The 26,695-nt window shown below is 66.4% G+C and carries 25 protein-coding genes; 8 read left to right on the forward strand and 17 right to left on the reverse strand.

Translation table 11 applies throughout. The features are described 5' to 3' along the window. Nucleotides 1–7 precede the first annotated feature (7 nt). Together KUV74_RS04760 and KUV74_RS04765 are read left to right on the forward strand one after the other, a co-directional pair. Nucleotides 8–979, forward strand: coding sequence for an AEC family transporter (locus KUV74_RS04760; RefSeq protein WP_222515730.1), 972 nt, complete (start codon nucleotides 8–10; stop codon nucleotides 977–979). A 164-nt stretch (nucleotides 980–1,143) separates the two neighbouring features. After that, on the forward strand, nucleotides 1,144–2,067 hold the full coding sequence (locus KUV74_RS04765; protein ID WP_108448540.1) for a DMT family transporter: 924 nt from the start codon (nucleotides 1,144–1,146) through the stop codon (nucleotides 2,065–2,067). Between the two features lie 7 nt (nucleotides 2,068–2,074). Here KUV74_RS04765 and aroQ read toward each other — a convergent pair whose 3' ends face one another. The 4 genes from aroQ to dacB all read right to left on the reverse strand — a co-directional run bounded on the left by aroQ (nucleotide 2,075) and on the right by dacB (nucleotide 7,789). After that, a complete protein-coding gene (aroQ, locus tag KUV74_RS04770; protein ID WP_108131164.1) occupies nucleotides 2,075–2,515 on the reverse strand; it encodes a type II 3-dehydroquinate dehydratase in 441 nt (146 codons plus the stop codon). 260 nt (nucleotides 2,516–2,775) lie between these two features. After that, complete coding sequence (glnE, locus tag KUV74_RS04775; RefSeq protein ID WP_222515731.1) at nucleotides 2,776–5,751, reverse strand: bifunctional [glutamate--ammonia ligase]-adenylyl-L-tyrosine phosphorylase/[glutamate--ammonia-ligase] adenylyltransferase; 2,976 nt, start codon at nucleotides 5,749–5,751, stop codon at nucleotides 2,776–2,778. A 147-nt stretch (nucleotides 5,752–5,898) separates the two neighbouring features. Further along, on the reverse strand, nucleotides 5,899–6,273 hold the full coding sequence (locus tag KUV74_RS04780) for a diacylglycerol kinase (protein WP_045991417.1): 375 nt from the start codon (nucleotides 6,271–6,273) through the stop codon (nucleotides 5,899–5,901). A 37-nt stretch (nucleotides 6,274–6,310) separates the two neighbouring features. Next, the gene (gene dacB / locus KUV74_RS04785; RefSeq protein WP_108131161.1) at nucleotides 6,311–7,789 is read right to left on the reverse strand and encodes a D-alanyl-D-alanine carboxypeptidase/D-alanyl-D-alanine-endopeptidase; all 1,479 of its coding nucleotides are present in this window, start codon (nucleotides 7,787–7,789) and stop codon (nucleotides 6,311–6,313) included. A gap of 316 nt (nucleotides 7,790–8,105) precedes the next feature. Here dacB and KUV74_RS04790 point away from each other — a divergent pair, with 316 nt between their 5' ends. Then, nucleotides 8,106–9,530: a mechanosensitive ion channel family protein gene (locus KUV74_RS04790; RefSeq protein ID WP_222515732.1), complete on the forward strand. Its 1,425-nt coding sequence runs from the start codon at nucleotides 8,106–8,108 to the stop codon at nucleotides 9,528–9,530. Here the strand turns inward: KUV74_RS04790 and KUV74_RS04795 are convergent. Together KUV74_RS04795 and KUV74_RS04800 are read right to left on the reverse strand one after the other, a co-directional pair. Further along, entirely contained in the window at nucleotides 9,524–9,958 is a 435-nt protein-coding gene (locus tag KUV74_RS04795) for a DMT family transporter (protein WP_286985600.1), read from the reverse strand. The genes KUV74_RS04790 and KUV74_RS04795 overlap by 7 nt on opposite strands. Further along, nucleotides 9,850–10,266 (reverse strand): PACE efflux transporter, encoded by a 417-nt coding sequence (locus KUV74_RS04800; protein WP_124804978.1) that lies wholly within the window; start codon nucleotides 10,264–10,266, stop codon nucleotides 9,850–9,852. Before KUV74_RS04800 ends, KUV74_RS04795 begins: the two co-directional genes overlap by 109 nt. Nucleotides 10,267–10,379: 113 nt before the next feature. Here KUV74_RS04800 and KUV74_RS04805 point away from each other — a divergent pair, with 113 nt between their 5' ends. Then, nucleotides 10,380–11,285 carry a LysR family transcriptional regulator gene (locus KUV74_RS04805; protein WP_222515733.1) on the forward strand — a complete coding sequence of 302 codons (906 nt, stop codon included), beginning with the start codon at nucleotides 10,380–10,382 and terminating at the stop codon, nucleotides 11,283–11,285. A 57-nt stretch (nucleotides 11,286–11,342) separates the two neighbouring features. Here the strand turns inward: KUV74_RS04805 and KUV74_RS04810 are convergent, their stop codons facing one another. Then, nucleotides 11,343–12,032, reverse strand: a complete 690-nt coding sequence (locus tag KUV74_RS04810) for a tRNA (guanine(46)-N(7))-methyltransferase TrmB (RefSeq protein WP_045991412.1) — start codon at nucleotides 12,030–12,032, stop codon at nucleotides 11,343–11,345. A gap of 543 nt (nucleotides 12,033–12,575) precedes the next feature. On the opposite strand from KUV74_RS04810, the gene KUV74_RS04815 reads away from it, so the two are divergent. The 3 genes from KUV74_RS04815 to KUV74_RS04825 all read left to right on the forward strand — a co-directional run bounded on the left by KUV74_RS04815 (nucleotide 12,576) and on the right by KUV74_RS04825 (nucleotide 15,422). Then, nucleotides 12,576–14,507, forward strand: a complete 1,932-nt coding sequence (locus tag KUV74_RS04815; RefSeq protein WP_222515824.1) for a beta-ketoacyl synthase — start codon at nucleotides 12,576–12,578, stop codon at nucleotides 14,505–14,507. After that, on the forward strand, nucleotides 14,507–14,986 hold the full coding sequence (gene coaD, locus KUV74_RS04820; RefSeq protein ID WP_045991410.1) for a pantetheine-phosphate adenylyltransferase: 480 nt from the start codon (nucleotides 14,507–14,509) through the stop codon (nucleotides 14,984–14,986). Before KUV74_RS04815 ends, coaD begins: the two co-directional genes overlap by 1 nt. Nucleotides 14,987–15,173: 187 nt before the next feature. Continuing rightward, complete coding sequence (locus tag KUV74_RS04825; RefSeq protein ID WP_222515734.1) at nucleotides 15,174–15,422, forward strand: YfhL family 4Fe-4S dicluster ferredoxin; 249 nt, start codon at nucleotides 15,174–15,176, stop codon at nucleotides 15,420–15,422. 137 nt (nucleotides 15,423–15,559) lie between these two features. On the opposite strand, the gene KUV74_RS04830 is transcribed toward KUV74_RS04825, so the two are convergent. The 10 genes from KUV74_RS04830 to KUV74_RS04875 all read right to left on the reverse strand — a co-directional run bounded on the left by KUV74_RS04830 (nucleotide 15,560) and on the right by KUV74_RS04875 (nucleotide 24,887). Beyond that, the gene (locus tag KUV74_RS04830) at nucleotides 15,560–15,997 is read right to left on the reverse strand and encodes a TadE/TadG family type IV pilus assembly protein (protein ID WP_222515735.1); all 438 of its coding nucleotides are present in this window, start codon (nucleotides 15,995–15,997) and stop codon (nucleotides 15,560–15,562) included. Between the two features lie 3 nt (nucleotides 15,998–16,000). Beyond that, complete coding sequence (locus KUV74_RS04835) at nucleotides 16,001–17,626, reverse strand: pilus assembly protein TadG-related protein (protein ID WP_222515736.1); 1,626 nt, start codon at nucleotides 17,624–17,626, stop codon at nucleotides 16,001–16,003. A gap of 154 nt (nucleotides 17,627–17,780) precedes the next feature. Next, nucleotides 17,781–18,215 carry a DUF3613 domain-containing protein gene (locus tag KUV74_RS04840; protein WP_222515737.1) on the reverse strand — a complete coding sequence of 145 codons (435 nt, stop codon included), beginning with the start codon at nucleotides 18,213–18,215 and terminating at the stop codon, nucleotides 17,781–17,783. Further along, nucleotides 18,212–19,021 carry a tetratricopeptide repeat protein gene (locus KUV74_RS04845; RefSeq protein WP_222515738.1) on the reverse strand — a complete coding sequence of 270 codons (810 nt, stop codon included), beginning with the start codon at nucleotides 19,019–19,021 and terminating at the stop codon, nucleotides 18,212–18,214. Before KUV74_RS04845 ends, KUV74_RS04840 begins: the two co-directional genes overlap by 4 nt. A gap of 22 nt (nucleotides 19,022–19,043) precedes the next feature. Further along, entirely contained in the window at nucleotides 19,044–19,922 is an 879-nt protein-coding gene (locus tag KUV74_RS04850) for a type II secretion system F family protein (protein ID WP_045991405.1), read from the reverse strand. Between the two features lie 44 nt (nucleotides 19,923–19,966). Beyond that, nucleotides 19,967–20,845, reverse strand: coding sequence for a type II secretion system F family protein (locus KUV74_RS04855; RefSeq protein WP_222515739.1), 879 nt, complete (start codon nucleotides 20,843–20,845; stop codon nucleotides 19,967–19,969). Beyond that, nucleotides 20,842–22,122 carry a CpaF family protein gene (locus KUV74_RS04860; protein WP_222515740.1) on the reverse strand — a complete coding sequence of 427 codons (1,281 nt, stop codon included), beginning with the start codon at nucleotides 22,120–22,122 and terminating at the stop codon, nucleotides 20,842–20,844. Before KUV74_RS04860 ends, KUV74_RS04855 begins: the two co-directional genes overlap by 4 nt. A gap of 43 nt (nucleotides 22,123–22,165) precedes the next feature. Beyond that, complete coding sequence (locus tag KUV74_RS04865; RefSeq protein ID WP_222515741.1) at nucleotides 22,166–23,461, reverse strand: type II and III secretion system protein family protein; 1,296 nt, start codon at nucleotides 23,459–23,461, stop codon at nucleotides 22,166–22,168. Nucleotides 23,462–23,690: 229 nt separating this feature from the next. Continuing rightward, on the reverse strand, nucleotides 23,691–24,608 hold the full coding sequence (cpaB, locus tag KUV74_RS04870; protein ID WP_222515742.1) for a Flp pilus assembly protein CpaB: 918 nt from the start codon (nucleotides 24,606–24,608) through the stop codon (nucleotides 23,691–23,693). Nucleotides 24,609–24,644: 36 nt separating this feature from the next. Beyond that, entirely contained in the window at nucleotides 24,645–24,887 is a 243-nt protein-coding gene (locus KUV74_RS04875; RefSeq protein WP_222515743.1) for a Flp family type IVb pilin, read from the reverse strand. A 439-nt stretch (nucleotides 24,888–25,326) separates the two neighbouring features. On the opposite strand from KUV74_RS04875, the gene KUV74_RS04880 reads away from it, so the two are divergent. Further along, nucleotides 25,327–26,670, forward strand: coding sequence for an MATE family efflux transporter (locus KUV74_RS04880; protein WP_315900717.1), 1,344 nt, complete (start codon nucleotides 25,327–25,329; stop codon nucleotides 26,668–26,670). The last annotated feature ends 25 nt before the right edge of the window (nucleotides 26,671–26,695 follow it).

Consider the following 26,695-nt stretch of genomic DNA (forward strand, 5'->3'; position numbering starts at 1 on the left):
GGCCTGAATGCTAGCGATACTCTCCATCACCACACCGATCTTTCTGCTGATCGGCGTCGGCTTTCTGGCCCGGCGCTGGAACCTGGTATCGCCGGTGCAGCTCTCCGGTGTCGCCAACTTCGTGCTGTACGCCGCGCTGCCGGCACTGATCCTCGGCGCCCTGACCCGCAACTCGCTTGGCGAGGTGATCAGCCTACCGCTGCTGGCAGCCTACGCCCTGGGTTCCGTGGCCACCTTCGTCGCCTGCCTTTGGCTGCCGCGCAATCGCCAAAAGAAGTCCCCCACCGAGCGGGCCATCCAGGCCCTTGGCATGTCCGCCTCCAACAGCGGCTTTGTCGCCTACCCGATCGCTGCCCTGGCGCTGGGTCAGGCGGCGGCGGGTATCATCATGGTCCACACCATGATGGTCGAAATCCTGCTGGTGATTCCCGGCGCCCTGGTACTGGCCGAGGTCGGTCAGCAGCGCGACACCCGCGCCGGTGATGCCCTGCGCCAGACCCTGACCAGGCTTGTCCGCAACCCGATCCTGATCTCGCTGAGCCTGGGGCAGGCACTGGCGGCACTGGGAATACGCCTGCCGGCGACGCTGGATCGCACCATCGAGCTGCTGGCCGGCGCCGCCGGGCCCGCTGCGCTGTTCGTCATCGGCGGCACCCTGTACGGCCTCAAGATCCGCGGCATGGTCAAGGACATGGGCCAGATCATGCTCGGCAAGCTGGTACTCCACCCGCTGCTGGTGCTGGGCATGCTGCTGGCCTTCCAGACCGTCCTGGCGCCCTTGCCCCCCCTGATCTTCGCCGGCGCCATGATCTTCGCCGCCTGCCCGATGATCAGCATCTACCCGCTGATCGCCCAGCGCTTCGGCATGGAGGGCGTGGGTGCCGCCGCCCTGATGGCAAGCACGCTATCGAGCTTCGTGACCCTTAGCGTCGTCCTGTGGGCGCTGTCACACACCGGTCTGATGCCGCTGCTTGGCTGAACCTCCCGCGGTGCCGACGAGTGACTGAGGCCTGATGCCCAACCCTGGCTGACTCACTGGCGACCGACTGCTGGCTCACGTACCATGAAAGGCATCATTTAGCTTGCTACTTTTTTTGTCGGCGCCGAATGTCGCCGTCCCGCTTCGACCGCCAACGGCCCGCCATGTCCACACCTTCATCGACACCAGACACTACGCCCCTGACGCCGCCCCAGGCCCTCAATCGTGACCGGCCGATGAAGGGCATCGCCTTCATGCTGGCGGCGGGGCTCCTGTTCTGCATGCTCGACACCGGGGTCAAGACTCTGGCCCAGGACTATTCGCCGGTGCAGGTGGTTTGGGCGCGCTACGTTGGCCATATGCTGGTGCTGACCGGCTACCTGGTCTATCTGGGACGTGGGCCGGGCATGGCCATGCTGAAGACGTCATCCCTGGGCGGCCAGTTCGTTCGTGGCCTGCTGCTGCTGGGGGCCAGCACCTTCGCCTACCTGGCCTTTCGCACCCTGCCGATCCTGCAGGTCTACGTCATCAACTTCAGCTCGCCGCTGCTGGTGACCCTGCTGGCGATTCCGCTACTCAAGGAGCGGGTCGGCTGGCGCCAGTGGCTGGCGATCCTGGTGGGCTTCGGTGGGGTGGTGATCTGCGTGGGCCCGGTGGACTGGCGCGCCAACCCGGCCATTCTGCTGCCCTTCGGCCTGACCGCCTGTTTCGCGCTCTACCAGCTGTCTACCCGACGCTTCGGGCGCGAGGATCATCCTCTCACTTCGCTGTTCTACGCGGGCCTTGCCGGCGCCCTGGTCAGCTCGGCGGTGGTCCCGGCCTTCTGGACCCCGGTGGCATTGGGGGATCTGCCGCTGTTTGTCTTTGTCGGCCTGATGGGCGCCGCCAGTCAGCTCACGCTGATCCTGGCCATGCGCTACGCGCCGGCCTCGCTGGTCTCGCCCTTTCTGTACCTGCAGATCGTCTGGGCGGCGCTGTTCGGCTTCATCTTTTTCGGCGACGTGCCACGCCCGGAGACCTGGATCGGCGCGGCGCTGATCAGCGCCGCCGGCATCACCCTGGCGCTGACTCGGGGGCGCGATCGCTGATCCGGCGTCAGCCCTTTCTGATCACTGCATCCAGGGCGGCGTGATAGCCCTGACTGCCGAGCCCGGCGATGACGCCATCGGCACGCAGCGAGACGTAGGAGTGGTGGCGGAAGCTCTCGCGCTTGTGCACGTTGGACAGGTGCACCTCGATCACCGTGCCGTCGAAGGCGTTCAGGGCATCGAGGATCGCCACCGAGGTGTGGGTATAGGCTGCAGGGTTGATGATGATGGCGACGGTGCCATCGAGACGCGCGGCATGGATGGCGTCGATCAGCTCACCTTCGTGATTGCTCTGGCGACTGGCGAGCTCCCACCCCTCGAGCACGGCGTGCTCGCGCAGCGCGTTGTCGATATCGGCCAGGGTCTCGTGGCCGTAGATCTCGGGCTCGCGTGTGCCCAGCAGATTGAGGTTGGGGCCATGCAGGACCAGTACCTTGCCACTCATCAAGGATTCTCCTTCAACAGTTCATGCCGGTGGTGGGCAAAAGAGAGACGGCCTGCTCGTCGGCGGCACGCTTTCGCTCATCCTCACAGAAGTGCCTGAAGGCGTCCACGCCCAGGACCACGAACCGGCTGGCGCGAACCGGCAGCGAGTTGCGACGCTTGAACCCTCAGACATGTCGCTTCATAAGGTGTTTGCCCTGTTGCCCAGACGTGCCTCGCCCTCTTGCGATGTACCACTCGAGCGGGGCTGGGCCCCGCCGTCAATCACCCCTGTTCAGGCTCGAGCCAGGCTTTCCAGGCGTCGATGATGGCTCGGCGGTGGTCCTTGAACGCCTCGACGTCGCCGCGGGCGCTTTCCCGCGTCAGGGCGGCGCGGTGGTTGGCGCTGCGCGCGGCCAGGTAGGCGTCGCGCAGCGCCTGGGCCTCGCCGGCCTCGAGGTGGTCGGTCTCCTCCAGGGTCTCGAGGATGCGCATGTTGTCGCTGAAGCGCATCAGCTCCGGTGTCTGGTGAGACAGCGCCAGCACCGCGTACTGACACAGGAACTCGATGTCGACCATGCCGCCGGGATCGTGCTTGAGGTCGAAGGTATCGGCGGAGCCCTTCGAGCCCAGGTGGTCGCGCATCTTGTGGCGCATCTTGACCACCTCCTCGCGCAGCGCCTCGCGATCGCGCTCGCGGCCGAGGATCTCCCGGCGCACCTCTTCGAAGCCTTCGGCCAGGGTCGCGTCACCGGCCACCACCCGGGAGCGCACCAGCGCCTGGTGCTCCCAGGTCCAGGCCTGCTCGCGCTGGTACTCGGCGAAGGCCTTGAGCGGGCTGACCAGCAGACCGGAGTTGCCCGAGGGGCGCAGCCGCATGTCGACCTCGTAGAGCGAACCCGCCGGCGTCACCGCCGACAACAGGTGGATAATGCGCTGGCCCAGCCGGGTGAAGAACACGGTGTTGTCGATGACCCGCTTGCCGTCGGTCTCGCCCTGGGAGGCGCAGTCGTGCAGGAACACCAGGTCGAGATCCGAGCCGTAGCCAAGCTCGATGCCGCCAAGCTTGCCGTAACCGACGATCAGAAACTCCGGCGCTTTACCGGCGCGCTCGCCGTCCTTACCCAGTGGATAGCCGTGCTTGCGGGTCAGGGTCTTCCAGGCCATGGCCAGCACGGCATCGAGGATCACCTCGGCGATGTAGGTGAGGTAGTCGCTGACCTTCATCAGATGGCGGGTGCCGGCGATGTCCGAGGCCGCCACGTGCAGCACCTGGGCGTGCTTGAACACCCGCAGCGCCTCGAGCTGTGCTTCCTCGTCGTCCTCGGGAATCCGCGCCAGGGTCTGGCGCAGCTCGTCGGCCAGGCGTTCCTTGTCCGCCGGGGTGTAGAGGGTGTCCGGAGTCAGCAGCTCGTCGAGCAGGATCGGGTAGCGGGCGATCTGTTCGGCGATCCAGGGACTTGCACCACACAGCTTCATCAGGTGGCCCAGGGCGTCGGGGTTCTCGCGCAACAGCGCCAGGTAGGCAGTACGCCTGAGCACCGCCTCGATCAGCGGCAACACCCGTTCAAGCGCCGCATCCGGCGCCTCGCTCTCGGCCACCGCGTCCAGCAGCAGCGGCATCAGTGCATCGAGGCGCTCGTAGCCTACTCGCTGCATGGCCTGCACCTGGCGTGACCCGGCCAGTCCCTTGATTCGCTTGAGTGCGGTGGCGGCATCGTCGAAGCCGGCGTCCTGCAGTGTCGCCTGGGCCTCGTCATCGTCCGGCTCACCGCGCCATAGCTGGCGCCAGGTATCGAGACTGGCGCCCTCGTCGACGCCATCTTCCTCGACCTCGTCCTCGGGGTCGCTGATGACCGCGTCGAAGTGCTTGCGCACCCGCCCACGCACTTCGTCCAGACGCGCCATCAGCGCCGGCCAGCCCTGGGCGCCCATGGCCAGTGCCACCCGCTCGCGGTCGAGGTCGTCGTCGGGCAGCGCCTGGGTCTGGCGGTCCTCGAGGGCCTGGATGGCGTGCTCCAGGTCGCGCAGAAAGGCGTAGTCCGGCAGCAGTTCGTCGATCACCTCCTGGGGCAGCAGGCCCAACTCCGGCAGCCGCTGCATGGCGGTCTTCAGCGAGGTCACCTGCAATTCCGTATCGCGCCCACCGCGAATCAACTGAAACGCCTGGACGATGAACTCCACCTCGCGGATGCCGCCGGGCCCCAGCTTGATATTGCCCTGCATACCCTTGCGCCGGACCTCGCGATTGATCATCGCCTTGAGCTCGCGCAGCGACTCGATGGCGCCGAAGTCCAGGTACTTGCGGTAGACGAAGGGGCGGATGCTCGACAACAGCTCATAGCCGGCGTCGATGTCGCCGGCCACCGGGCGCGCCTTGAGCATGGCGTAGCGCTCCCACTCGCGGCCTTGATCCTGGTAGTAGCCGGCCAGCGAAGAGAAGCTGCCGACCAGGGGGCCACCGTCACCCAGCGGGCGCAGGCGCATGTCGACGCGAAAGACGAAGCCGTCGGCGGTCACCGGGTCCAGCGCCGAGATCAGCTTCTGCCCGAGTTTGGTGAAGTACTCGACGTGGTCCAGCGACTTGCGCCCACCCTGGGTCTCGCCCTTCTCGGGGTAGGCGAAGATCAGATCGATGTCGGATGACAGGTTCAGCTCGCCGGCGCCCAGCTTGCCCATGCCGAGCACCACCAGGCGCTGTTCGCTGCCGTCCTCGCGCGGGGCAGGACGCCCCCAGCGGGCCTCGACAAAGCGTTCGAGCCAGCCAAGCGCCCCTTCTAGGCAGACCTCGGCCAGGCGCGACACCGCGGCTCCGGTGGCCCAGGCGTCGACGCCCTCGGGACGGTTGATGTCGCGCCACACGATGGCCAGCATGCGCGCGGCACGAAAGCGCCGAATCGCCGCCTGCATGGCGGCTTCGTCCTCGGCGGCCTCGAGGCCCTCGTCGAGCAGCTGCCTGAGCGCCTCGGGCGTCAAGGCACGATCCAGCTCACCGCTGGAGTCCAGGCAACCCAGCCACTGGGGATGGCGACACAGGGTCTCGCAGGCGAACTCGGAGATCGCCAGCACCCGGGCGAGCTCGACCCGACGATGGGGCTCCAGCGCCTGATAGAGTTCGCCGGGGGGCTCATTGCCGCTCATTTCGGCGACGTTGTCTGCCTGTTCGAGCCGCGAGGCAAGGCGCTCCCAGGCGGCATCCAGGGCACCGACAAGGGCGGTGGGGATGTCGTCTCGGGGCAAGAAATCCTGGCTCAGCTGCATGGCGGCTCTCCTTGTTCACTCGTCGCCCCCGTGCGCAGATCACGGTGGGCCTGGGCCTGTGCTCCTCCCCTGAGCATACTCAAGCCCGGGCCTGTGAGCACGGTCCCTTAGGCCATCAGGCAAGCCCGGGCATGTGAGCACGGCCGCCTATGCCATCAGGAATTTCTCCACGGCCAGCAGTCCCCAGGTCAGCCCCGCCATCGCCAGCGACAGCATCACCGCCGCCGAGCCGATGTCCTTGGCCCGACCGGACAGCACATGGCGCTCGGGGCCGATGCGATCGACCACGCTCTCGATGGCACTGTTGAGCAGTTCCACGATCAGCACCATGAAGCAGCTACCGACCAGCAGGATCCACTCCACCGGGGTGTCACCGATCCACCAGGCCAGCGGTACCAGCACCAGGCACAGCGCGAGTTCCTGACGGAAGGCAGATTCGTGACGAAAGGCGGCCCGCAGGCCCTTGAGCGAGTAACGCGTCGAGTGAATCAGGTGGCGCCAGCCGGTGTGTCCGGGCTTCATGAGGGTTCCTCGTGGCGAAAGGGGCGCTCCCGGCCCCTCAGTGGTTGGCAATCATGCGGTCGAGATCCAGGGATACCAGGTCAAGGACCCTGGCCCAGCTGATGTAAGGGGTGTTGGCGGTGCCGTTGACCAGCACGGTGAAAACGCCGAAGCGGTGGCTGGCGGTACGGAAGTAGCCGGTTACCGCGCGTACCGCCACCGGCTGATTGAGGGTGCCGGTCTTGAGCGTCACGTGGCTCTGGAAGGTCGGTGAGCCGCGCCGGATAAAGCGCATGGGGCCGTTGGTCGGGGCCTGCAGGCCGGCGTTGAACACCGGGAACAGGTCCGCCCGCCCGAACATGTACTCGAGCAGGGCGTTGCCGCCCCGGGCCGAGATCTTGTTACCGGTGGTCAGGCCGCTGCCGCTTTCCAGGGTCACCTCGCCGTGGCCAGGCACCCGGGCGACGAAGGCCTCCAGCGCCGCACCGGCCTGATCGAGTTCGACCCGCGGCCCCTCCACCAGATCCAGCGCCAGCACATCGGCCATGTAGTTGTTGGAGTAGTTGAGCATGCGCAGCAGGATCTCCTGCAGCGGCTTGCCGTCCACCGCTGCCAGGCGACGGGCGCCGCCGGGGGGCGCCTCGCTGCTGGTGGCCACGCCGCCTTCGACGAGGATGCCGGAGCGCGCCAGCATGGCGTTGAGGGTCGCCGCCGTCTGGGCCGCCGGATCGGCGCTGGCACGGTAGACCTCGCGCGGCAGGGCGTTGGACGAAATCTGGCCGCTGACCGTCAGGGTCTCGCCTTCGGCGCCATTGACCCGGGTCGCCTGCAGGCTGGTGCCGGCGTTGGCGCCCTGGGTGGTGACCCTGTTGTTGACCGCGAACAGCGGCGCCTGGCTGTTGCAGCCGGTGATACGCGCCGGGCCGCCGACGGCACCAGGCGCCACCTGCACGCACCAGCTACCGTAGTTGACCCCGGCCGACGTCAGTAGCGCGCTGTAGGCGTTGTCGGAGCGCTCGCGGGCGGTGCAGCGATCGATGGTCCGGCAGGTCACCGGACCGAAGCGCCATTGACTGACCACCAGCCGACCGGTCACCCGGCGCACCCCGGCCTGGTGCAGACGCTGGGCCAGGCGCCACAGGTCCTCGCTGGTCAGGCTGGGATCGCCTCCCCCCACCATCACCAGATCGCCGGCCAGGGTACCGTCGCTTCCCGGGCGCGCAGTGCTGACAAGCTCGGTGGTGAAACGATGCTGCGGGCCCCAGGCATCCAGCGCCGCTGCCGCGGTGTAGACCTTGGTCACCGAGGCCGGGGTGAGCTGGCGCTCCGGGGTCAGGCTGCCGAGGGTCTCGCCGGGCGCATCACCGGTGCCGAGCAGACGTGCCTCGGCACTGATCAGAAAGCCCTGCTTGGATAATTCGGCCAGATTGCCGAAGCCGGCGGCCTGCGCCGAGGCGGCGGACAACAGCGTGAGGCACAACGCCACCAGGGCGGAAACGAGGAGAACGGGCCAGGCGAATGGCGAGCGAGGCGACATGAAGACTTCCCTGCGATGAACGGGCGTTGCGCCCATGCGGCGCAACGAGGGCCGAGTCTACCGCCTGGCGTCCAAGGATTCGACTATAGCTTGATGACATGACCACGCACGCTCTCTAAGCAACCGTGGCGGCGGCGGATCGGTGACGATTCTCGCAATCCTCGGAGAACCACCCGCCTTCTTCGACCGACGTCACCCGACGCACGACCGCGCGTATCGACGAGCAGAAACAGCGCCAGCCAAGCACAGCCAGCAGTGGCTAAGCCAGGAAAATACCAGCATGCTGAGAAGCGACTTGCATTCGTGGAGAAAGGCCATGCGCGGGATCCTGTACGTACTGATCCTTGGCACCATGCTTGGCAACGTCGTACTCGACAGCAGCGCACGTGCCCAGGATGCGCCGAGCGTCGAGGGCACCCAGACGATCGCGGTCTCCGAGCGCACCGAGGATGCCGATATCGAACGTCGATTGACCGGCATTCTGGCCTCGGCCGGCTGGTATCGTAGTCTCGCCGTCGAGGTCAAGGAAGGCATCGTCTACCTGGACGGTGCGACGGCCTCGGGGAACCACCGCGACTGGGCCGGTTCCCTGGCCGCCAAGACCGAGGGCGTTGTCGCCGTCGTCAATCGCATCGAGGTGCAGCCCGAATTCACGCTGTCACTGACGCCGGTCATCGACGAACTTGGGCGCTTTGGCCGCGAGGCGCTGACCTATGTACCGCTGGCCTTGCTGGCGTTGCTGGTGCTGCCGTTGGCCTGGCTGCTTGCACGCCTGGTCTCGGCGCTGGCCAGGCGTCTGTTGCGCAAGCGTGTCGCCTCGCCCTTTCTACGCCAGGTGCTGGCCCGTGCCATCGCCCTTCCTGTGTTGCTGCTCGGCATCTATCTCATCCTGCAGGTCGCAGGGTTGACCGGCCTGGCGTTTTCCGTGGTCGGCGGCGCCGGCATGATCGGCATTGTCGTATCCTTTGCCTTTCGCGACATCGCCGAGAACTTCCTGGCCACGCTGATCATGTCGATACGCCAGCCCTTTCGTCGCGGCGACTGGATCACCGTCGCAGAGCACAGCGGAATCGTGCAAAGCATGAACGCCCGCTCGACGGTGCTGCTGTCTGCCGAGGGCAATCATATTCAGATTCCCAATGCCACGATCTTCAAGACGATCGTCATCAACTACTCCACCTCACCAGGCCTCAGGACCAGCGTCGATATCGGCATCGGCTACGATGACTCTGTCACCCATGCCCAGACACTGATTCATCAGGTTCTGACCGCGCACGAAGCGATCATCGCGCACCCCGAACCCATGGTACTGGTCGATGCCCTTGGCGCATCCACGGTCAATCTCAAGGCCTACTTCTGGTTTGACGGCCAGACCATCGCCGGCGTCAAGCTGCGCTCGGCAGTTCTGCGCCAGATCAAGAACACCTTGACCGAAGCCGGTATCTCGATGCCGGACGAGGCCCGGGAAATCATCTTTCCCCAGGGGGTACCCGTCGTTTCCCCATCAGATGTCTCCGCCGTCGAGCCGCCTCAGGGAGTCGCGACACCGTCCACGACAGCACCGAGCAACGTCGTCCCGGCCAGTGATAATGCCGACGTCACCAGTGCCGAAGGCGGCCTCGAGACCGAACGCCGGGCCATCGAGCAGTCCATCGGCACTACGACGCCGCCGGAAGGCCGCACCGACCTGCTGGGCGGCAACGACTCAACCCGGTCACACGACGAACCACCCCATCAGTGAGAAGACACCGAGGAAAACAGCTGAATGACAGCGACCCCCCCCACGATCATGGTCAACCCGATCACCGCGGGAAGGTCTGGCTTCTCGCCGTAGACCACGATACCCACCAGGGTCACCAGCACGATGCCAAGCCCCGCCCAGAAGGCGTAGGCGATGCCCACCGGCACGCTGCGCAGCACCAGTGACAACAGATAGAAGGCCGCCAGGTAGCCGACCACCACCACCACGCTTGGCCACAGCCGGGTGAACTCGTTGGAGGCCTTGAGCGCCGAGGTGGCGATGACCTCGGCCACGATGGCGAGCGCCAGGTACAAGTAGCTCATCCGTTTGCTCCGTGGAGTCGACGTTCGACGATGCGGTCGAACAGGGAATTGAAGACCATGGCATAGACCAGAAAGAACAGCATGAAGCCGGCGTCGAGCCAGAATGCCTCGACCAGGCCGATCTCCATCCACCAGGCCACCGCCGGCAGGGTCATGATCAGAAGCCCGGTCTCGAAGCCCATGGCCTGGGCGAAACGCTGGGACAGGGTGCGCCGACGGGTCGGCAGCCAGCGATCGAACAGCCAGTTCCAGACCAGGTTCCAGAGCATGGCGGCGGTGGCCAGCCCCGCCGCCAGCGCGCCCATCTCACCCAGACCGTGGCCTGTCAGCACGCTGGCCAACGGGGTGACGATCACCAGCCCGCCGAGTTCAAACGACACCATATGGACCAGGCGTTCCTTGAGCGACCGCATTTGACTACCCCCGCCGACGGCATGATGACTATCGATGGATCGCTATTCTAGTGACTTGGACGATGGTTGCCAGGTAGCTACTATCAGGTTTTACGATAGGTGAGACCCGCCCCATGCACTGGACCCTGGATCAGCTGCGCCTGTTCATTGCCTGCGCCGAGCGCGGCTCCTTCTCCGCCGCGGCGCGCCACCTTGGCCGCGCCCAGTCGGCAGTGAGCACCGCCATCGCCCATCTCGAGCTCGATCTGGCCTGTGAGTTGTTCGACCGCAGTTCGCGCTCGCCAACCCTGACCCCGGCGGGTCAGGCGCTGCTGCCGGAAGCCAGGGCGGTACTGGCCCAGTGCGAGCGCCTGAACGCGCGAGCCGCGACCCTGTCCCAGGGCGAAGAGGCCCAGCTGGTGGTGGCGATCCACGAGGCGCTGGTCGAGATGCCGCCGGTGGATGCCACCCTGGAGGCACTGGCGCAACACTACCCGGCGCTGTCGCTGACCCTGCTCTACGGCGCCCAGGGCGACGTCGCCGACTGGGTCGAACAGGGCACCGCCCATCTCGGCATCCTGTTGAGCCAGGCCCACACCGCCGGCCCGCTGGAGGGTCAGCGTATCGCCCACCTGCGCCAGCGCTGGGTGGCGGGTAGCGACCACCCCCTGGCCAGCGTCCACTCGGTGACCCGTAGCGAACTGGCCCATCATCGCCAGCTGATGATCGCCTCGCGCCAGCCAGACCGTCAGGCCGAACAACCGTTGAGCCCCCAGCACTGGCGACTCAACAGCTTCTACTCCATGGCCGAGTTGACCGCCCGCGGGCTTGGCTGGTCGCTGGTGCCGGAGCACATCGCGCACTATCCGCCCTTCCGTCGCCAGCTGGTCGAGCTGACCGGACCGGGACTCGGCGAGCCCCCCACCATCGAGGTGGAGACCGTGGCCCGCCGCGACGCCGCCCGTGGCCCCATCGCCAGCTGGCTCGCCCGGACCCTGGGCGAAAGCTTCCGCGCGCTAGAGCACAATTCGTCCCGGTGAGCCATTTGCCGTGAACACCCTGGTAGAGTGCCGGCCTGGGAGTCGGCGAGTGGCCGCTTACATGCCGGGCATCAGCCCCGGGCGATGGTCAAGGTTGACGACCAGATGCCACAGCGGCTGGTGGTGCTCATGGTACTTGCGCTCGAAGTGGGTGAGCGGGTCATCGCCGGGGTCGAAGGGCCCCAGCGGTGTGGTGACGCCGGTGGCCCGGGACACGGCGATGGCGAACTCCTCGATGTACAGACGCCAGTTGGAGCGCACCTCGAGGCGTCCGCCCAGACCGACGATGGCGGGAAATACCGGATGCCCGTGCCAGCGCAGCTTGAGCTGCACCGACTTGGGATAGGGGTTGGGGTACAGCAGGTAGTGGCGCTCCGGTCGCCAGCCTTCCGCCAGCGCCAGCCGCCAGAAGTCGACCAGGTCGGCGCGCACCAGCAGGGCGTTGTCCGGCAGCCGGCCGTGGTCCCGCGACAGTCGATCGGCGCTGCGATCGACGCCGATCACGCAGTGCTCGGGAAACCGCTCGGCCAGCTTGCGGGTCGACAGCCCGACCCCACAGCAGGCGTCGAGAATAAGCCCTCGCTCACCCTGAGCCCTGCGCCAGGTCTCGGCCTCGGCGAAGGCTTCACGGGTGTGCTCGGCCAGCGGCTTGCGCCAGACATGGGACAGACCGCGACTGACCCGACGCGGCAGGTCCTCGTGGGGGCCGGTCTGGTTCGAGGTGACGATGCGGGGGGCGTCAGACATGGGCGATCTCGGGCAGTGGAAACGGCGAGGCGAAGACCTGGTCTTGCCCTGGCGTGCAGTGTATCAAGTGCCTCACGCGTAAGCAGGGGCTTACACCGCAGGACTCGCCCTGCCTTCACCATCCACCTTGTCGATCGAGACCAGGCGCGAGCCCCGGCGCCAAGCCTTTCTCCACCTTGGCTTCACCGAAACGCGCATGACTGAGGCAAGACCAAGTGCTAACATCGCTGGCCTGAATCCCTCTCCCATGGCAATATCGAACGGCGTTTTGCTTGGGGCGCACGCGGCATCGCGCGAGGCACGACTCCTCGCCGCCAGAATGGTGAGGTTCAGGCTCCTCTCGACCGACGCTTGCAGGCGATCGTCACGCTATCGCTGCAAGGCAACACGAGAGTCGAGCCGACTTTACCTCGTTCACGGACAGCCAGGCTGTCCGGGTCTGTCGCAGCACCCTTCAATGTCGTTTCTCCGCTCCGAGAGCGAGCCTTTCACCCGCTTCAATACGAGGACTCCGGCTTGTCACACTTACCGGTGATCGTGGGCATGGGCGGCGTCAACCCGGCCGGCCGTACCTCGGGCCACCAGGCCTTCCGTCGCACCGTGCTCGACGCCCTTCCCGAGGCCGAGCAGACCTCCACCCTGCTCGGCCTGGCGGCGATGATGCGCCTGGCGCACTGCGACGCCGACCAGCGCTGGCACAACGCCCAGGGGCAGGTGCTCGATGCCGCCCAGCTGGCGCAGGAGACCCGCGACCAGGTGCTCAGTCACACCCTGATTCGTCGCATCGAGGATCCCCGTTTCAATGACGAGGGGCTGCCCGCCAATCGCCGCGCCAACCTGGCGCTGGAATCGCCGTTGACCTTTCGCCTGCGCCGCAGGCAGCTACCGGACAACCTGCCGCCCACCTGGCAGGTGCGTGAGGTCGATCGCCATCATCTGGAAGTCACGGTACCCGCCGGCCAGATGGACGTGATGCTGCCAGAGACCCGCCAGGCCCAGGTCCGTGCCGCAGGCCAGTTGCCCAGCGGCTTCGACCCGAGTCAGCTCTACCGTAGCGTGCATCACCCGCGCGGGCTGTCCATGGCGGTATTCGCCGCCAGCGACTGCCTCGGTGACAGTGGACTCGACTGGGACTCGCTGCGCGACCGCCTGGACCCGGACGCCATCGCCGTCTATGCCGGCAACTCCATCGGTCAGCTCGACGACGAGGGCTGGGGAGGCCTGCTCAAGAGCTTCGTCTCGGGCAAGCGCGCCACCTCCAAGCAGATGCCGCTGGGCTACGGCCAGATGCCCGCTGACTTCCTCAATGCCTATGTGCTGGGTAGCGTCGGTGCCACCGGCGCCGCTCTGGGCGCCTGCGCCAGCTTCCTCTACAACCTGCGCCTGGGCATCGACGACATCAGAAGCGGCCGCCGCCGCATCGTCATGGTCGGCACCTCGGACGCCCCGATCACCCCCGAGATCATCGAGGGCTTTCGCACCATGGGGGCGCTGGCCGACGACGACAGCCTCAAGGCGCTGGACGCCCTGGAGCTTCTGACCGACGCCGACTACCAGCGCGCCAGCCGCCCCTTCGCCCGCAACTGCGGCTTTACCATGGGGGAGTCCAGCCAGTTCGTGATGCTGATGGACGACAGCCTGGCGCTGGAAGTGGGTGCCGATATCCTGGCCGCCGCACCGGAGGTGTTCGTCAACGCCGACGGCTGGAAGCGTTCGATCTCGGCCCCCGGCATCGGCAACTACGTGACCCTGGGCAAGGCCTGCTCGCTGATTCGCGACATGCTCGGCGAGACCAGCCTGCGAGAACGCAGCTATATCCACGCCCACGGTACCTCGACGCCGAAGAACCGCACCACCGAGTCCCATGTGTTCGACGCCGTGGCCAAGGCCCACGGCATCACCGACTGGCCGGTGGTGGCGATCAAGGCCTACCTTGGCCACTCCCAGGGCAGCGCCGCCGGCGACCAGCTCACCAACGCCCTGGGCAGCTTCGCCTACGGTCTGCTGCCGGGCATCTGTACCCTCGACCGGGTCGCCGACGACGTCCACGCCGAGCGCCTGCGACTGTTCAAGGACACCCAGACGTTCAAGGCCGACGCCAGCCTGATCAACGCCAAGGGCTTTGGCGGCAACAACGCCACCGGGGTGCTGATCTCCCCCGAGGCCACCGAACGGCTGCTGGCCAAGCGCCACGGCGCCGATGCCATGGCCGCCTGGCGCGAGCGTCGCGAGGCGACCCGGGCCCAGGCCGCCGTCTACCACCAACAGGCCGATGCGGGACACTTCGCCGTGCGCTATCGTTTCGGTGAAGGCGTGCTGGAAGGCCCTGAGCTTGAGGTCGGTGCCGACAGCATCCACATCCCCGGCTACCAGCAGCCGGTGTCGCTGAGCGTGGACAATCCCTTCGGCCGGCTCGACGAAGCCGGCGACGAGCTGGACACGCCGTTCGCTGACGAGAGACAGGAGAAGAGGTGATGACCACCGCCATCTATCCTGGCACCTTCGATCCCATCACCAATGGCCACTATGACCTGATCGAGCGCGCCTCGCGGCTGTTCGGCAAGGTGGTGGTGGCCATCGCCTCGAGCCCTGGCAAGGGCCCGACGCTGGACCTGGACACCCGCCTGGCGCTGACCCGCGAGGTGGTTGCCTCCCTTGGCAACGTCGAGGTGGTGGGCTTTTCCGGCCTGATGACGGAGTTCATGAAAGAGCAGAACGCCCGGGTGCTGCTGAGAGGGCTGCGCGCCGTCTCCGACTTCGAGTACGAGCTGCAATTGGCCAACATGAACCGCGCCCAGATGCCGGACCTGGAGACCGTGTTCCTGACCCCAGAGGTGGAGAACTCCTACATTTCCTCCACCCTGGTGCGAGAAATCTCTCGGCTGGGCGGCGACATATCGAAGCATGTGCACCCCAAGGTCGCACAAACCCTGCGTAGCCATTACAATACTTGACCATCACACTGGGAATTGACCTCGGCGCGCTGCGACCAGGCCGTGGTCTTCCCGTTGATCCCGAACTCCAGGGTGGCTATCGGCCATGCCGAGCCCCCGTGCAGCCTGCCCGGCCCCCTCGCGACGGCGAGATTCCGGCGGCACGCTGCCTTGGCCCTGTGGCCACGACTCTGCGCGAGGACCCCCAATGTCACTGATGATCACCGACGAGTGCATCAACTGCGACGTCTGCGAACCGGAATGCCCCAATGGCGCCATTTCTCCCGGCGAGGAGATCTACGTCATCGACCCCAACCTGTGCACCGAATGCGTGGGCCACTATGACGAGCCCCAGTGCCAGCAGGTGTGTCCGGTGGACTGCATTCCGCTGGACCCGGAGCGGGTCGAGAGCCACGATAAGCTGATGGAGAAGTACCACATCATCACCGCTGCCTGAGTCCGGCAACGGGCCAGGCCTGCTCGACGACGCACACCACGGCCCGCACACCACCTCTCGCAAGCCACGACCCGCAAATCTCAACGAGCCGCCCAAGGGCGGCTCGTGTCGTTTCAAGGCCAGGGGCGGCACGCCGGCTAGAGCTTGATCACCGCCCGCCCACTCAAGGCGTCGGGCAGATCGGGGACGCTGATGCCCGCCACGCTCAAGGTCTTTATCGAAAGCGAGCGTTCAAGACACACCGTCAGGGTGTCGTCCTCGATCGCCACCCTGGCACCTTCGATGCAGCCAGGGGTATCGTCGGCGATCCATCCCATGGCCTCGATGCTGCCCAGCACTCGCTGGGTGGCCTCGGCCAGCATATCCTCGTCGGCGAGCCAGGGGGCGCTCGCCACCACCGCGGCAGACCTGGCCGCCTCGCTGGTCACCTGGGTCAACTGGTGCTGCTGTACCATGGCCACCGAATAGCTGACCAGGGCGTACAGCAACAGCAGGAAGATCGGCAGCACGATGGCAAACTCGATGGCCACTGCTCCGCCCTGGCGGCACGCTCGCGTGCCCTTGCCTCTATGCATGGTCTAGGTTCCTCCTCGACAGCCGGCCTGGGTTGCCTCGCAGGCAGTCAACGACTCGACGCCTCCGGCGTCCACCGCCAGCACCCGCACCTCCAGGGTGTTGACACCGATGCCCAACCCCTCGAGCAGCGGCTCGAGCAGTATCGTATTGACGTCCGTGAGGGTCCCGGACAACAGCGCCGAGAGCCCCAGGTCTGATAGCAGGCCGCTGAGCACGCCGGTCAGTTGAGCCCCCCCCTGGTCATCGAACTCCGCCCCCTTCTGCGTGGGCCAGCGGATGAGCTGCGTGGCATCACCAGTCCCGCCGGAGCGCACGGTCTGCGAAACCGAGCCGATGCCGAGTAATCCAGCACCCTCCACCGACTGGGTGACCTCGAGCAGTTCGCGCCTGGCGGCGAGCGTCAGCGCGAGGTTATCGTCCGCTGGGACCAGTGAACCGATCGCCGCCTTGCCACTGGCCCCGGTCACTCGCGTGCTCGCCTTCACACCGATCAGCCCAAGAACATTCAGCTCGATATCCAGCGCCACCCCGAGCTGGGCGTTGCGTGCCACGCTGCGATAGCAACTGGAAGGTGCACAATCGCTCGCGAGGCTTGCCGCTGAGGGCCCTGGAGGGCCCACGGCGATGCTCGGCGGCGAGATAACGTCGAGTTCAAGCGAGATATCGGCAAGGCCTAGCCCCAGGCCGACAACAAGCGGGGAGAGATCGGCCAAGCCGAGGCTGACGCCATCCTGCTGCTTGCTGGTCGTCAGCAGCAACGCCCCTTCGAGCAGATCCCGTACCGGAACGCGCGCCTCGAGCAAGGATGTCATCGACACTTCGCCGCTGGTATCGATCGCCAGCAGCTCGCCCAGGGTGAAGCTCTCGCCCGGCGCGTCGCCAAGCACCGGGTTGCCACCCGCCAGATCCAACACCGATGCCAGTCGACTGCCCAGCGTGTGCAGATCCAGAGGTTCGTTCAAGGTCTGGGCCAAGTTCTGAGCCAGGCCCTCATCGAGGTCGACGTCCAGCGCTTCCACGTCCAGCACCTCGCCCAGGCTGACGTCCAGGCCCACGCCGTCATCTGCACCCAGCACGGTGAGATTGAGACTCCCCCCGATCAGCTTGCCGAGCAGCGCATCGAGCAGCGTCGACTCGCTGGTATCGAGCGCAAGCAGGCGGGTGCCGGCGCTCAGGGTCACCACTGCGGTTCGCCGCGCCACACCGCTGGCCTGGAGCATGACCAGATCTTCCACCTCGTTCCCGAGCAGCTCTCCCAGGTTGGCCAGCAGGCTGCTGGGCACCTGGCGGTTCAGGACCACCCTGACGGCGTTGGCCAGTCCCGCCTCGTCATCAAAAGCACCTTCATCGTCCAGCGCCCCCTGGGTCACCGCCAGAGTGGCCTCACCCTGTTCGCTATCGGCGCCCACGACGACGCCGTTGGCCGCGGCGGCGGTGATGGCGGCCTGGCGCAGCTCTCCCGAGCGGCACGCCTCGCCCTGAAACAGCGCGTCGCAGCCTGCTGCCGTCGAGACCGCCGCCAGGTCGGCAGCCTGCTGAAGTCGTCGCTGCTCGAGATACAGGCGACCGGCGTCCAGTGCCAGCGTCACCACCACCACCAGCCCCACCAGCAAGAAGGCGGTCATCACGCCGATGGCGCCACGCTGGGAGGCTGGGCCACACCTGCGCTCCTTCGCTCGCCCAATCGCCTGAGCACTATCGTCCGCCGGCCAGCCGGTTCTGGCCTTTCCGGTTACGTGATTCGGCCAGGGCTCAACCCGCGGCGATGGCGCCATGGCACGTCTAGTCCTCGCCAAAGCCCGTCTCGATATAGCGCTCAGGAATCGGGTGGCCGAAGCTGTCCACATAACGCTGGTAGATCTGACCTTGCACCTTGCCCGAAAGCGCCTGGGGCGAGGGTGACGCCAGGCGCCCGTCGCGCTGGACGGCCAGTAGCGTGCGGGTACGCTCGCCGAAGGGATCCCGGGTGGCCGGCAGGCGCACGACCTGCGACGAGGCAACGGCCTGGGAGCTGGCCTGCGCGGTTCCTGTCTGCGCGGTTCCTGTCTGCTGCGCGCTGGCGCTGTCGGGCCAGAACACCAGCGCCAGGCTGACCAGCAGGCAGATAAGGGCGACGGTGACCAGCGTTCGCGGCTCGAGCAAGGTCTTTTTCGACAACAGGTTCGACAGCATGGACAGGCGCTCCTTGCACGGATGGATGGATCGACGAGGCTTCATGACTCTTCACTCCCGGACGGCGCCCGCGCACGTGGTAGCGACTGCGATGCCGGAGCCGATGCAGAGAGCACCGTGGCTGAAGCGCTATCGCGCACGCCCACCAGCCTTGCATCCACGCCGAAGTGCCGGGCGGCGTCGGCGGCACGCTGCCGCTGTCCGCTGCGGCTCAGCGCCAGCACCAGATTGGCGGCGGCCTGCTCGTGCCCCGGGTCCAGCTCGAGCGCGGTGCGGAACTCCTCGGCAGCGGCCCGATTGTCCCCCGCCAGCATCAGCAGGTAGCCCAGGTCGTTGCGAATGCGTGGATCGATCGGCCGTGTCTGGCGGGCTTCGCGCATCAGCGCCAGCGCCTGCTCACGCCGTCCCTCGCTGAAGGCATTGCGGGCCATCCCGCGATAGCCGTCTGCGGCCAGGCAGGTGCCCAGCAGGGCCTCGTAGGCCCGGTCGCTGGCGACAGTGTCGCCGACGGCGCGTAACGCCTCGCCCTCAAGCCGCCAGGCCAGCGGTAGACCATAGTCGCCGGCCTCTAGATGGGCCGCGGCCGAGCGCGGCTTGTCGTCGTCCAGCATTCGCTGGATCAGCGACAGCTCGACGCCGATCTCGGCGTCGTAGCGTCGGCCGCAGGGGCCGACGCTCTGCTCCGGGGCGGCCCGCGAGATGTCCGGCGACAGCGCGCCCAGCGCCGCCATCGATGCCGGGCCATCCGGTGTACTCGAGCATCCGGTCATCAGCACCACACCGGTGACCAGCCACAGGGGACGCATCTTCGGTAATGGCGAGCGCTTGTTCAGCGTTGTTGTCATGCGCATGGGCGCCTCCAGCGATCCGTTGTCATGGTCCACCGAGCGACCCCATCAGGCCGCCCAAGTTGACCAGCGCAGGCCCTGCCATGACGATCAGCAGGGCGGGAAACAGGCACAGCATCATGACCAGCGACATGGTGCCGGAGAGCTGGCTGACCTTCTGTTGCAGTCGGGTACGTCGCTGCGCCCCGAGGCGATCGACCAGGGTCGCCAGACTGTCCCTGGCTCGCCCGCCAGTACGGGCGATCTGGGCGAACAGCAGAAAGAACTGCTCGACCCCTTCGCTGGCCTGCACCGCGGCCGCCTCTTCCAGCACCCGTTCCCGGTCCTGGCCGCTGTCGATACGATTGGCCACGACACGAAGCTCCAGCACCATGTCCGGGGTGGTCGCACCAAGCTGCTGGATCAGCCGGTTGAGCAGGCTCTCCAGGGTCATGCCGGTGTCCCACAGCATCCGCGTCACCTGCAGCACCAGCTCGATATCCTCATCGAGTCGTCGAATGCGCCGCCGCCGCTTGCGCTCCATGGCGAGCCAGCCGAGCCCGAGCGCGAAGCCTCCCCAGGCGGCTCCCATGGCGACCACCGCCAACGGTGGCCTACCACCGGCCAGCGCCAGAAGCCCCCCCAGCATCACCGCACCGACAGCGAGCACGCCCCAGGCCAGCAGCACCGCAAGCTGCGCCTTGGCACCGACATGCCCGCACTGGCGCAGGCGCAACGACAGTCGCGCCGCCATACCCTGCTGACGGGACCGACTACGCCACAGGCCGCGCCCCTCGCGCAGCAGCCGGGATTCGTCGTGGCGTCGCTCGCCCTCGGCGCCCAGCGGCCGGCGGGCGCTGATCAACAGCAGTGACGCCGCCAGCGCCAACGCCATCACCGCCCCGCTCCACCATAGGTTCCACATCCGCGCCTCCTGTTCGTTATCGTCATGTCGCGACGCGCCCGGGTTTACACCGACTTGAGCATTCGCCACAGCAGCCAGCCGCCGCCGAGCTGAAGCGCCACCGCCAGCATCAACGCCTGGCGTCCGCCGGCGCTTTCGAGCATCGGTGCCAGAAATTCCGGCTGGGTGAAGTGGATAAACAGCGTCAACGCCAGCGGCGACAGTCCCAGCACCCAGGCGCTGACGCGGGTCTCGCCGGTCATGGCGGCGAGTTCTCGGCCACTTTGCTCGCGTTGATGCAGGGCCGAGGCGAAGGCGTCGAGCATCTCGGAAAGGCTGCCGCCGTGACGCTGATTGATGCGTATCGCGGTGGCCAGCAGCCGCAGTTCGTCGAGCCTGAGTATCTGGCCCTCCCGGGCCAGGCCCTCGTCCAGCTCCTGGCCCAGCTGGCGACGCAGCTTTACTCGGGAAAGGGCATCCGACAACGGCGGTCGAGAGCGTTTGATGGCCTGTTCGAAGGCGGTTTCCAGGCCCTGACCGGCGCCGAGCCCTCGCGTGATATGCCCAAGAAAGGGCCCAAGCTGGCGCCTCGCCCGGCGTCGTAGCCTTGCCGCTCTGAAGCGAATCAGGGCGTTGGCTGCCAGTACCATGACCAGCACCATGGCGGGTCCCCACACCGCCCCCAGCCTCGACAGCAGCAGCATCGCCAGCACCAGCAGGCAGCCTCCCGACAGCGCCACGACGGCCGGCGAGGCCGGCAGCCCCGCCGCGGTGAGCCTCTCCACCAGCCACTCCATCAACGAATCCTGGGACATCAGCCGCCGCCGGGCGGTGCGTGTGCCACCTGCGGCGCGTTCTGTAAGCGCACTGGCGCTCTTCAGCAACAGCCAGGCGGCGCCCCCCAGGCAGAGGGCTACCAGCGAAAACATCCCCCAGACCGTCATGGCGAAGGCTCCTGCAGGGAGCTCAGCAGCCGGCGCCAGCCGATCGGTGAGTCATCGTCGCCCGGTGGCTGCAGCGAGGGCACCGCGCCACCGCCGGCTCGGTACAAGGGCTCCAGCTGGACTTCGCCGCGCTGGAGACCACCGACTCGCAGTACCTCGGCCACCCGACGCTTGCCGTCGCTGCCCCGCTCCACATGGACGATCAGATCGAGGGCGGTGGTGATGATCTGGCGTACCAGGGCGTCGGTGCCCTGAAAGCGTGACATCCGTACCATCATTTCCAGGCGCACCACGGCGTCGCCGGCGGAGTTGGCGTGCACCGTGCTCATGGAGCCCTGGTGGCCGGTATTCATGGCCTGCAGCATGTCGAGCACCTCGTCGCCCCGGCTCTCCCCCAGCAGCACCCGGTCAGGACGCATGCGCAGGGCGTTCTTGACCAGGGCGCTGGCGCCGACTTCGCCCTCGCCTTCGATGTTTGGCGCCCGGGTCTCGAGGCGTACCACGTGTTGGCTCGCGAGCTGCAGCTCGGCGCTGTCCTCGATGGTCACCACTCGCTGGCTGGCCGGTATCGCCCCACTCAAGACGTTGAGCAGGGTGGTCTTGCCGGCACCGGTGCCACCGCTGATCAGCACATTGCAGCGCTCTTCCACCGCCCGGCGCAGAAAGGTCATGAGGTTGGGCGGCACACTGCCCATGGCCACCAGGTCATCGGCCCCCAGCGCCTCGCGGCGAAACTTGCGAATCGACACGCTGGGGCCATTGAGCGACAGCGGCGCGATGATGGCGTTGACCCTGGAGCCGTCGGCCAGTCGCGCGTCGACCATGGGGCTCGACTCGTCCAGCCGTTTACCCAGGGGGGCCAGCATGCGTCGCACCACCCTCAGCACATGGTCGTCGTCGAGGAAGTTGACCGCGCAGGGTTCGAGCCGACCACCGCGCTCGATAAACACCTGGGAATGGCCGTTGATCAGGATGTCCGAGATACCGTCATCGGCGAGCAGCGGCTCCAGCGGCCCAAAGCCGTTGAGCTCGCGGCAGACACCTTCGACCAGCCGCTCGAGACACTCGTCGGAGCGGGCGTAGCCCCTGAGTCTGAGGGTCTCCTCGATCAGCTCCCGTACCCGCTGGCGTAGCTGCAGCGGATCGTCCAGCAGCCCCCGTGAATCATCCTCGAGGCGCTCGATGACCAGCTGGTGCAACTCGCTGACCAGCCCAGGCCCCACCACCGGGGCGGACTGGGGCTCAGTTTCCTGGACTCGCTTTTGACGAAAGTGCATGCATCCTCCTGATCGCCGAACACCAGCCGTCGAACGCCAACCTTCAGGGACTGAAGCCGACCTCGGAGACACGCTGGATCTCCTGGGCATCACGGGGATCGAACATCAGCTCGAGAAAATTGGGGTCATAGTCCTCGAAAGCCTCCCCAGGCATCGGCCCCAGATCGACGCCGGCAGCCAGTGGCCGCACCAGATGGGGGGTCACGATCATCACCAGCTCCTTCTCGTCGCGATCCAGTCGGGTGGAGCGAAAGAAGCTGCCGATCACCGGGATATCGCCAAGCCCCGGAATCTTGTCCACGCTCTGGATGATGTTGCGACTGACCAGGCCACTGATGATGAAGCTCTCGCCGTTGCCGAGCTGCACGGTGGTGTCGGTCCTGCGCACGTTGAGTGCCGGCACCGCCACTCCTGCGGTCTGCACGCCCCGGGAGAAGTCGAGTTCGGACACCTCGGGCGCCACCTTGAGCATGATCCGACGCTCATCGAGCACCGTCGGCGTCAGCTGCAGGCGAATACCGAACTCCTTGAAGTCGACGCTGATCTCGTCATCGCCGCTTTGCACCGGGAAGGGAAACTCGCCACCGGCCAGGAAGCTGGCGGTCTGGCCCGACAGGCTGACCAGGCTGGGTTCGGCCAGGGTGTAGGCGAAGCCGTTGGCGCTCAGCGCACTGATCGCCGACAGCACCCCGCTGGTGTTGACCTGGATGATCGAGAAGCCCCCGTCTCCGGCGTTGGGTGCCACCGCACCGCCAGAAAGGAAGTCGAGGGTCTCGTCGCTGCGCCCCAGCGCGAAGCGGGTGGAGCCGGCCTGGTTGCGACCGATGAAGAAGCCGGCCGAAGCCATGCGACTGCGGTTGACCTCGACGACGCGGATATCCGTCTGCACCTGAACAGGGCCTAGCTGCTGGCTGGCATCGATGGGAGGGGTAGCGAAGCGTGACACCGCCTGATCGTGGCGTTCCAACGACCTCGTAACGCCACGGATCTCGGCGCTGGAAGAATGGGGGGCCAGCGAGTACTCGCCTTCGAGCCCCTCGCCGCCGGCGGGACGTACCTGAATGAACGTCTCGCGGGGCTGGCTCGCCCCCGCCGTCCACACCTTGAGGGTGGTGCTGCCCGGCCCCACCGCGGTGACCAGCAGCGAACGCGGGTCCAGAACCTGGGCCTCGACCACGTCGCCCCGCCCCACCGCCGTGCGGGTGATACGGCCGGGCTGGCCCAGCCACTCCTGATCGCCGACCGCCAGGGTCAGCGGCGGCTGTTGCGCCAGCGCCAGGCCGTTGCTTGTCGTGACGCCGGCCAGCATAAGTGCCAGACCGACTACAAGGCCAAGCACCAGGCTACGCCCAAGGCCGAACATCAGGCACGGTGCCGAAGGGGCCGCGTTCGCCAGACGGCTAACCGGTGTTCCGGCGCACGTACCCCCGCGCCCCGATCTGCGTGGGACGATCTCATTGTCTCGCGTCATGGTCCTTCCTGTTCCCTGCGCGGGCGCGGTATCTCGCCTTTCCCTCGGCGACTACCGGCCTCTCGTTATGGTTGTCTGCCTGCTTCCTCCACCGCCGTCACGGCAGGGTGACCACGCTGCGACTGGCGCCGACGTGCTGCACCACCCGATAGCCGGTCTGTGGCGGCGCGGGAGCACTTTTCGCTGCCGGTCGCTCGACACCGGTCAACTCCTCGAAGCTGACGGTCTGGCCCGGCTCACTGAGGCTCTGGCCCAGGGATACCGGCAGGAAGCTGGCGCCGCCTGCCATCATGCGCAGATCATCGATCCCCTCGCCAAAGCCGGCGGCCTCCTCGCTGCCCACCACCGCCAGGCGCAGCCGCCCGGTGGTCTCGGCCAGCAGCAGCCGGGCGGTCTCGGTCTCGGGCATCGCCAGCACCGCGGTGCGCTCTCCACCCTTTTCGTCGTCACCGTCCACGCCCACCAGTCGCTCGCCGACCCCCAGCACCGACACGTCGGCAAACAGTCGTCGCGCCAGGCGGTGTCGCTCGCCACCTTCCCCCTGAGCCTCGGCAAAATAGAGCACGTCGACGCGATCCCCCGGGGCGACGAAACCACCGCCACCGATCACCGCATCGATGCCGACCCCCACCGCGCGAAAGCCCGGAGGCACCACCTCGGCCAGAGCGCTGCCACCGACAAAGCCGCTTTCACGCAGCACGTCGCCTTCCGCCAGAGGACGTGCCAGGCGCGTGTCGGGCAACTGATCGAGAGCAGAGAAGGTGCTTGCAGGCGGCTCGGGGAAGTAGGCCAGGCGCAACGCGTCTTCGAGATCGGCAGGACGCTCCCCCGCTGCCAGGTCCCTGGCCGCCACCAGAACCGGATGGCCCAGAGGTTCAGGGGTGGGCTCAGGGCCTGACACCGAATCGACGCTCGTCGTCATCGCGGTACGACTTAGCGACCAGCCGATAAAGGCCATGACCAGAGCGCAGAGCACCAGACCACCAGCCAGCACCCTTAATAGGAGAGGTGACATTAAGAAAGGCCTTTATAATCTATATAAAATCAACGGCTAGGTGCCGTCACCGTCACCACTGTCGGTAATTCCTGATATCTGGGTATCAAGCAGGTCTGTGATGCTATCCATGACACCGCTCTGAACGGCGAGCACGATCGCGACACCAATTATAGCAAGAATGATCGCATACTCGATCGCGCTGGCACCGCGCTGTCCACGGTAGCGGGGGGGATTCAGGGTGGAAATATTGCGCACAGGGGCCGCCTCGCCCCGGGAAAAGCGCTGGAATACTTTCATTTTGACACTCCTGCGTAAAATCGTTTTTTTCTTTGTATATCGTCAGCTTTTCGCGAGTGATTCCTGTTTTCTTCTTATACCTTCTGCCTTTTATTAATCCTTTTTTATTAATATCGACCTCTCTTTATTAGTAGTCATCCTGACTATTTTTGTCATCCTCTAGAATGAAACCAAACGTATCTATTGATTAACAGGAGATACAGATTGTTTCATCACACGAGATGACACTTGAATGATATATCGGACATTTCAACTCCAGACATGGCCCTGCCCTGAGCAACCACTTCCCGCAACGCGACCGCCATGCCTGGCGACGGCATTACCTTGAGGCCGTCGCCTTGGGGTCATGGCCTTGACCCCCTTCCCCCATCACCGGACACTTGCCCACCTCGCCGCCGTCCCGTTGCGCCCTTGCCTTCAGCCGAACAGGCCTTTCATCGTGTCGACCTCCACCAGCACCTTCTCGTCCACCCTCGAACGCCTGCCGCGCATCGCCGGCCTGGCCTGGCCGATCATCCTGTCCAATATCACGGTGCCGCTGCTGGGCCTCGTCGACACCGCCGTGGTCGGCCACCTGCCCGACTCACGCTACCTGGCCGGAGTGACGCTGGGCGCGACCCTGTTCGGCTTCCTCTACTGGGGGTTTGGCTTTCTGCGCATGGGGACTACCGGCCTGACCTCCCAGGCGCTGGGACGCGAGCGCGACGATCAGGTGCGCCATCTGCTGGGGCAGTCGTTGCTGTTGGCAGGAGGGATCGGACTTGCGCTGATCCTGCTGGGTGACCCGCTGATCGCGCTGGGGCTGTGGCTACTGGATGGAAGCCCCGAGGCTACCGGGCTCGCCGAGAGCTACGCCGCCATTCGTCTGCTGTCGGCGCCGGCGGTGCTGGCCAATTACGCCATCCTCGGCTGGTTCCTCGGCCAGCAGAACAGTCGGGTGACGCTGTTGCTGCTGCTGACCAACAACGGCGTCAATATCGTGCTCGATGTGCTGTTCGTAGTGGGACTCGACATGACCAGCGACGGCGTGGCCTGGGCAACGGTAATCGCCGACTACACCACCGCCGCCCTGGGGCTGTGGCTGTGCCGTCGACGCCTGGGCCGACTGGGCGGACATTTCGAGCGGGCGCGGCTGTTGACCATTGGCGCCTACCGGGAGCTGTTCTCGGTCAACGCCAACCTGTTCGTGCGCACCCTTGGCCTGCTGTTCGCCCAGGCCTTCTTTACCGCCCAGGGGGCGTCCCAGGGCGACACCGTGCTGGCCGCCAACGCGGTGCTGCTGCAGTTCATCATGCTGACCTCCTACGGCCTGGACGGCTTCGCCAACGCCGCCGAGGCCGTTACCGGTCACGCCATCGGTCGCCGTCGTTTCGATGACTTCGCTCTCTCGGTGCGCGCGGCGGCGCTGTGCTCGCTGGCCACTGCGGCCCTGGCAAGCCTCGCCTTCGCGCTGGGCGGCAATGCCCTGATCGCGCTGCTTACCGGCCTGCCGGAGGTACGCGCCACGGCGGCCCAGTTTCTGCCCTGGATGGTCGCCATGCCGCTGATCGCGGTGTGGAGCTACCTGCTCGATGGGGTCTTCATCGGCGCCACCGCGATTGCCGAAATGCGCAACTCCATCTTCATCGGCCTGGCGGTCTATCTGCCGCTGTGGTGGCTGACCCAGGGGCTCGGCAACCACGGCCTGTGGCTGGCCTTTACGACCTTTACCGCAGTGCGCTCGGCGGTACTTGTGACCTACTATCTTCGCTATCGCAGCACGCGCTGGCGTGACACCGCCTGAGGAGCGACGGCCGAAGATCACCGAT

It is taken from the genome of Halomonas sp. DP1Y21-3 (assembly GCF_019801245.1).
In the GTDB taxonomy this organism is placed as follows: Bacteria; Pseudomonadota; Gammaproteobacteria; order Pseudomonadales; family Halomonadaceae; genus Halomonas; species Halomonas litopenaei.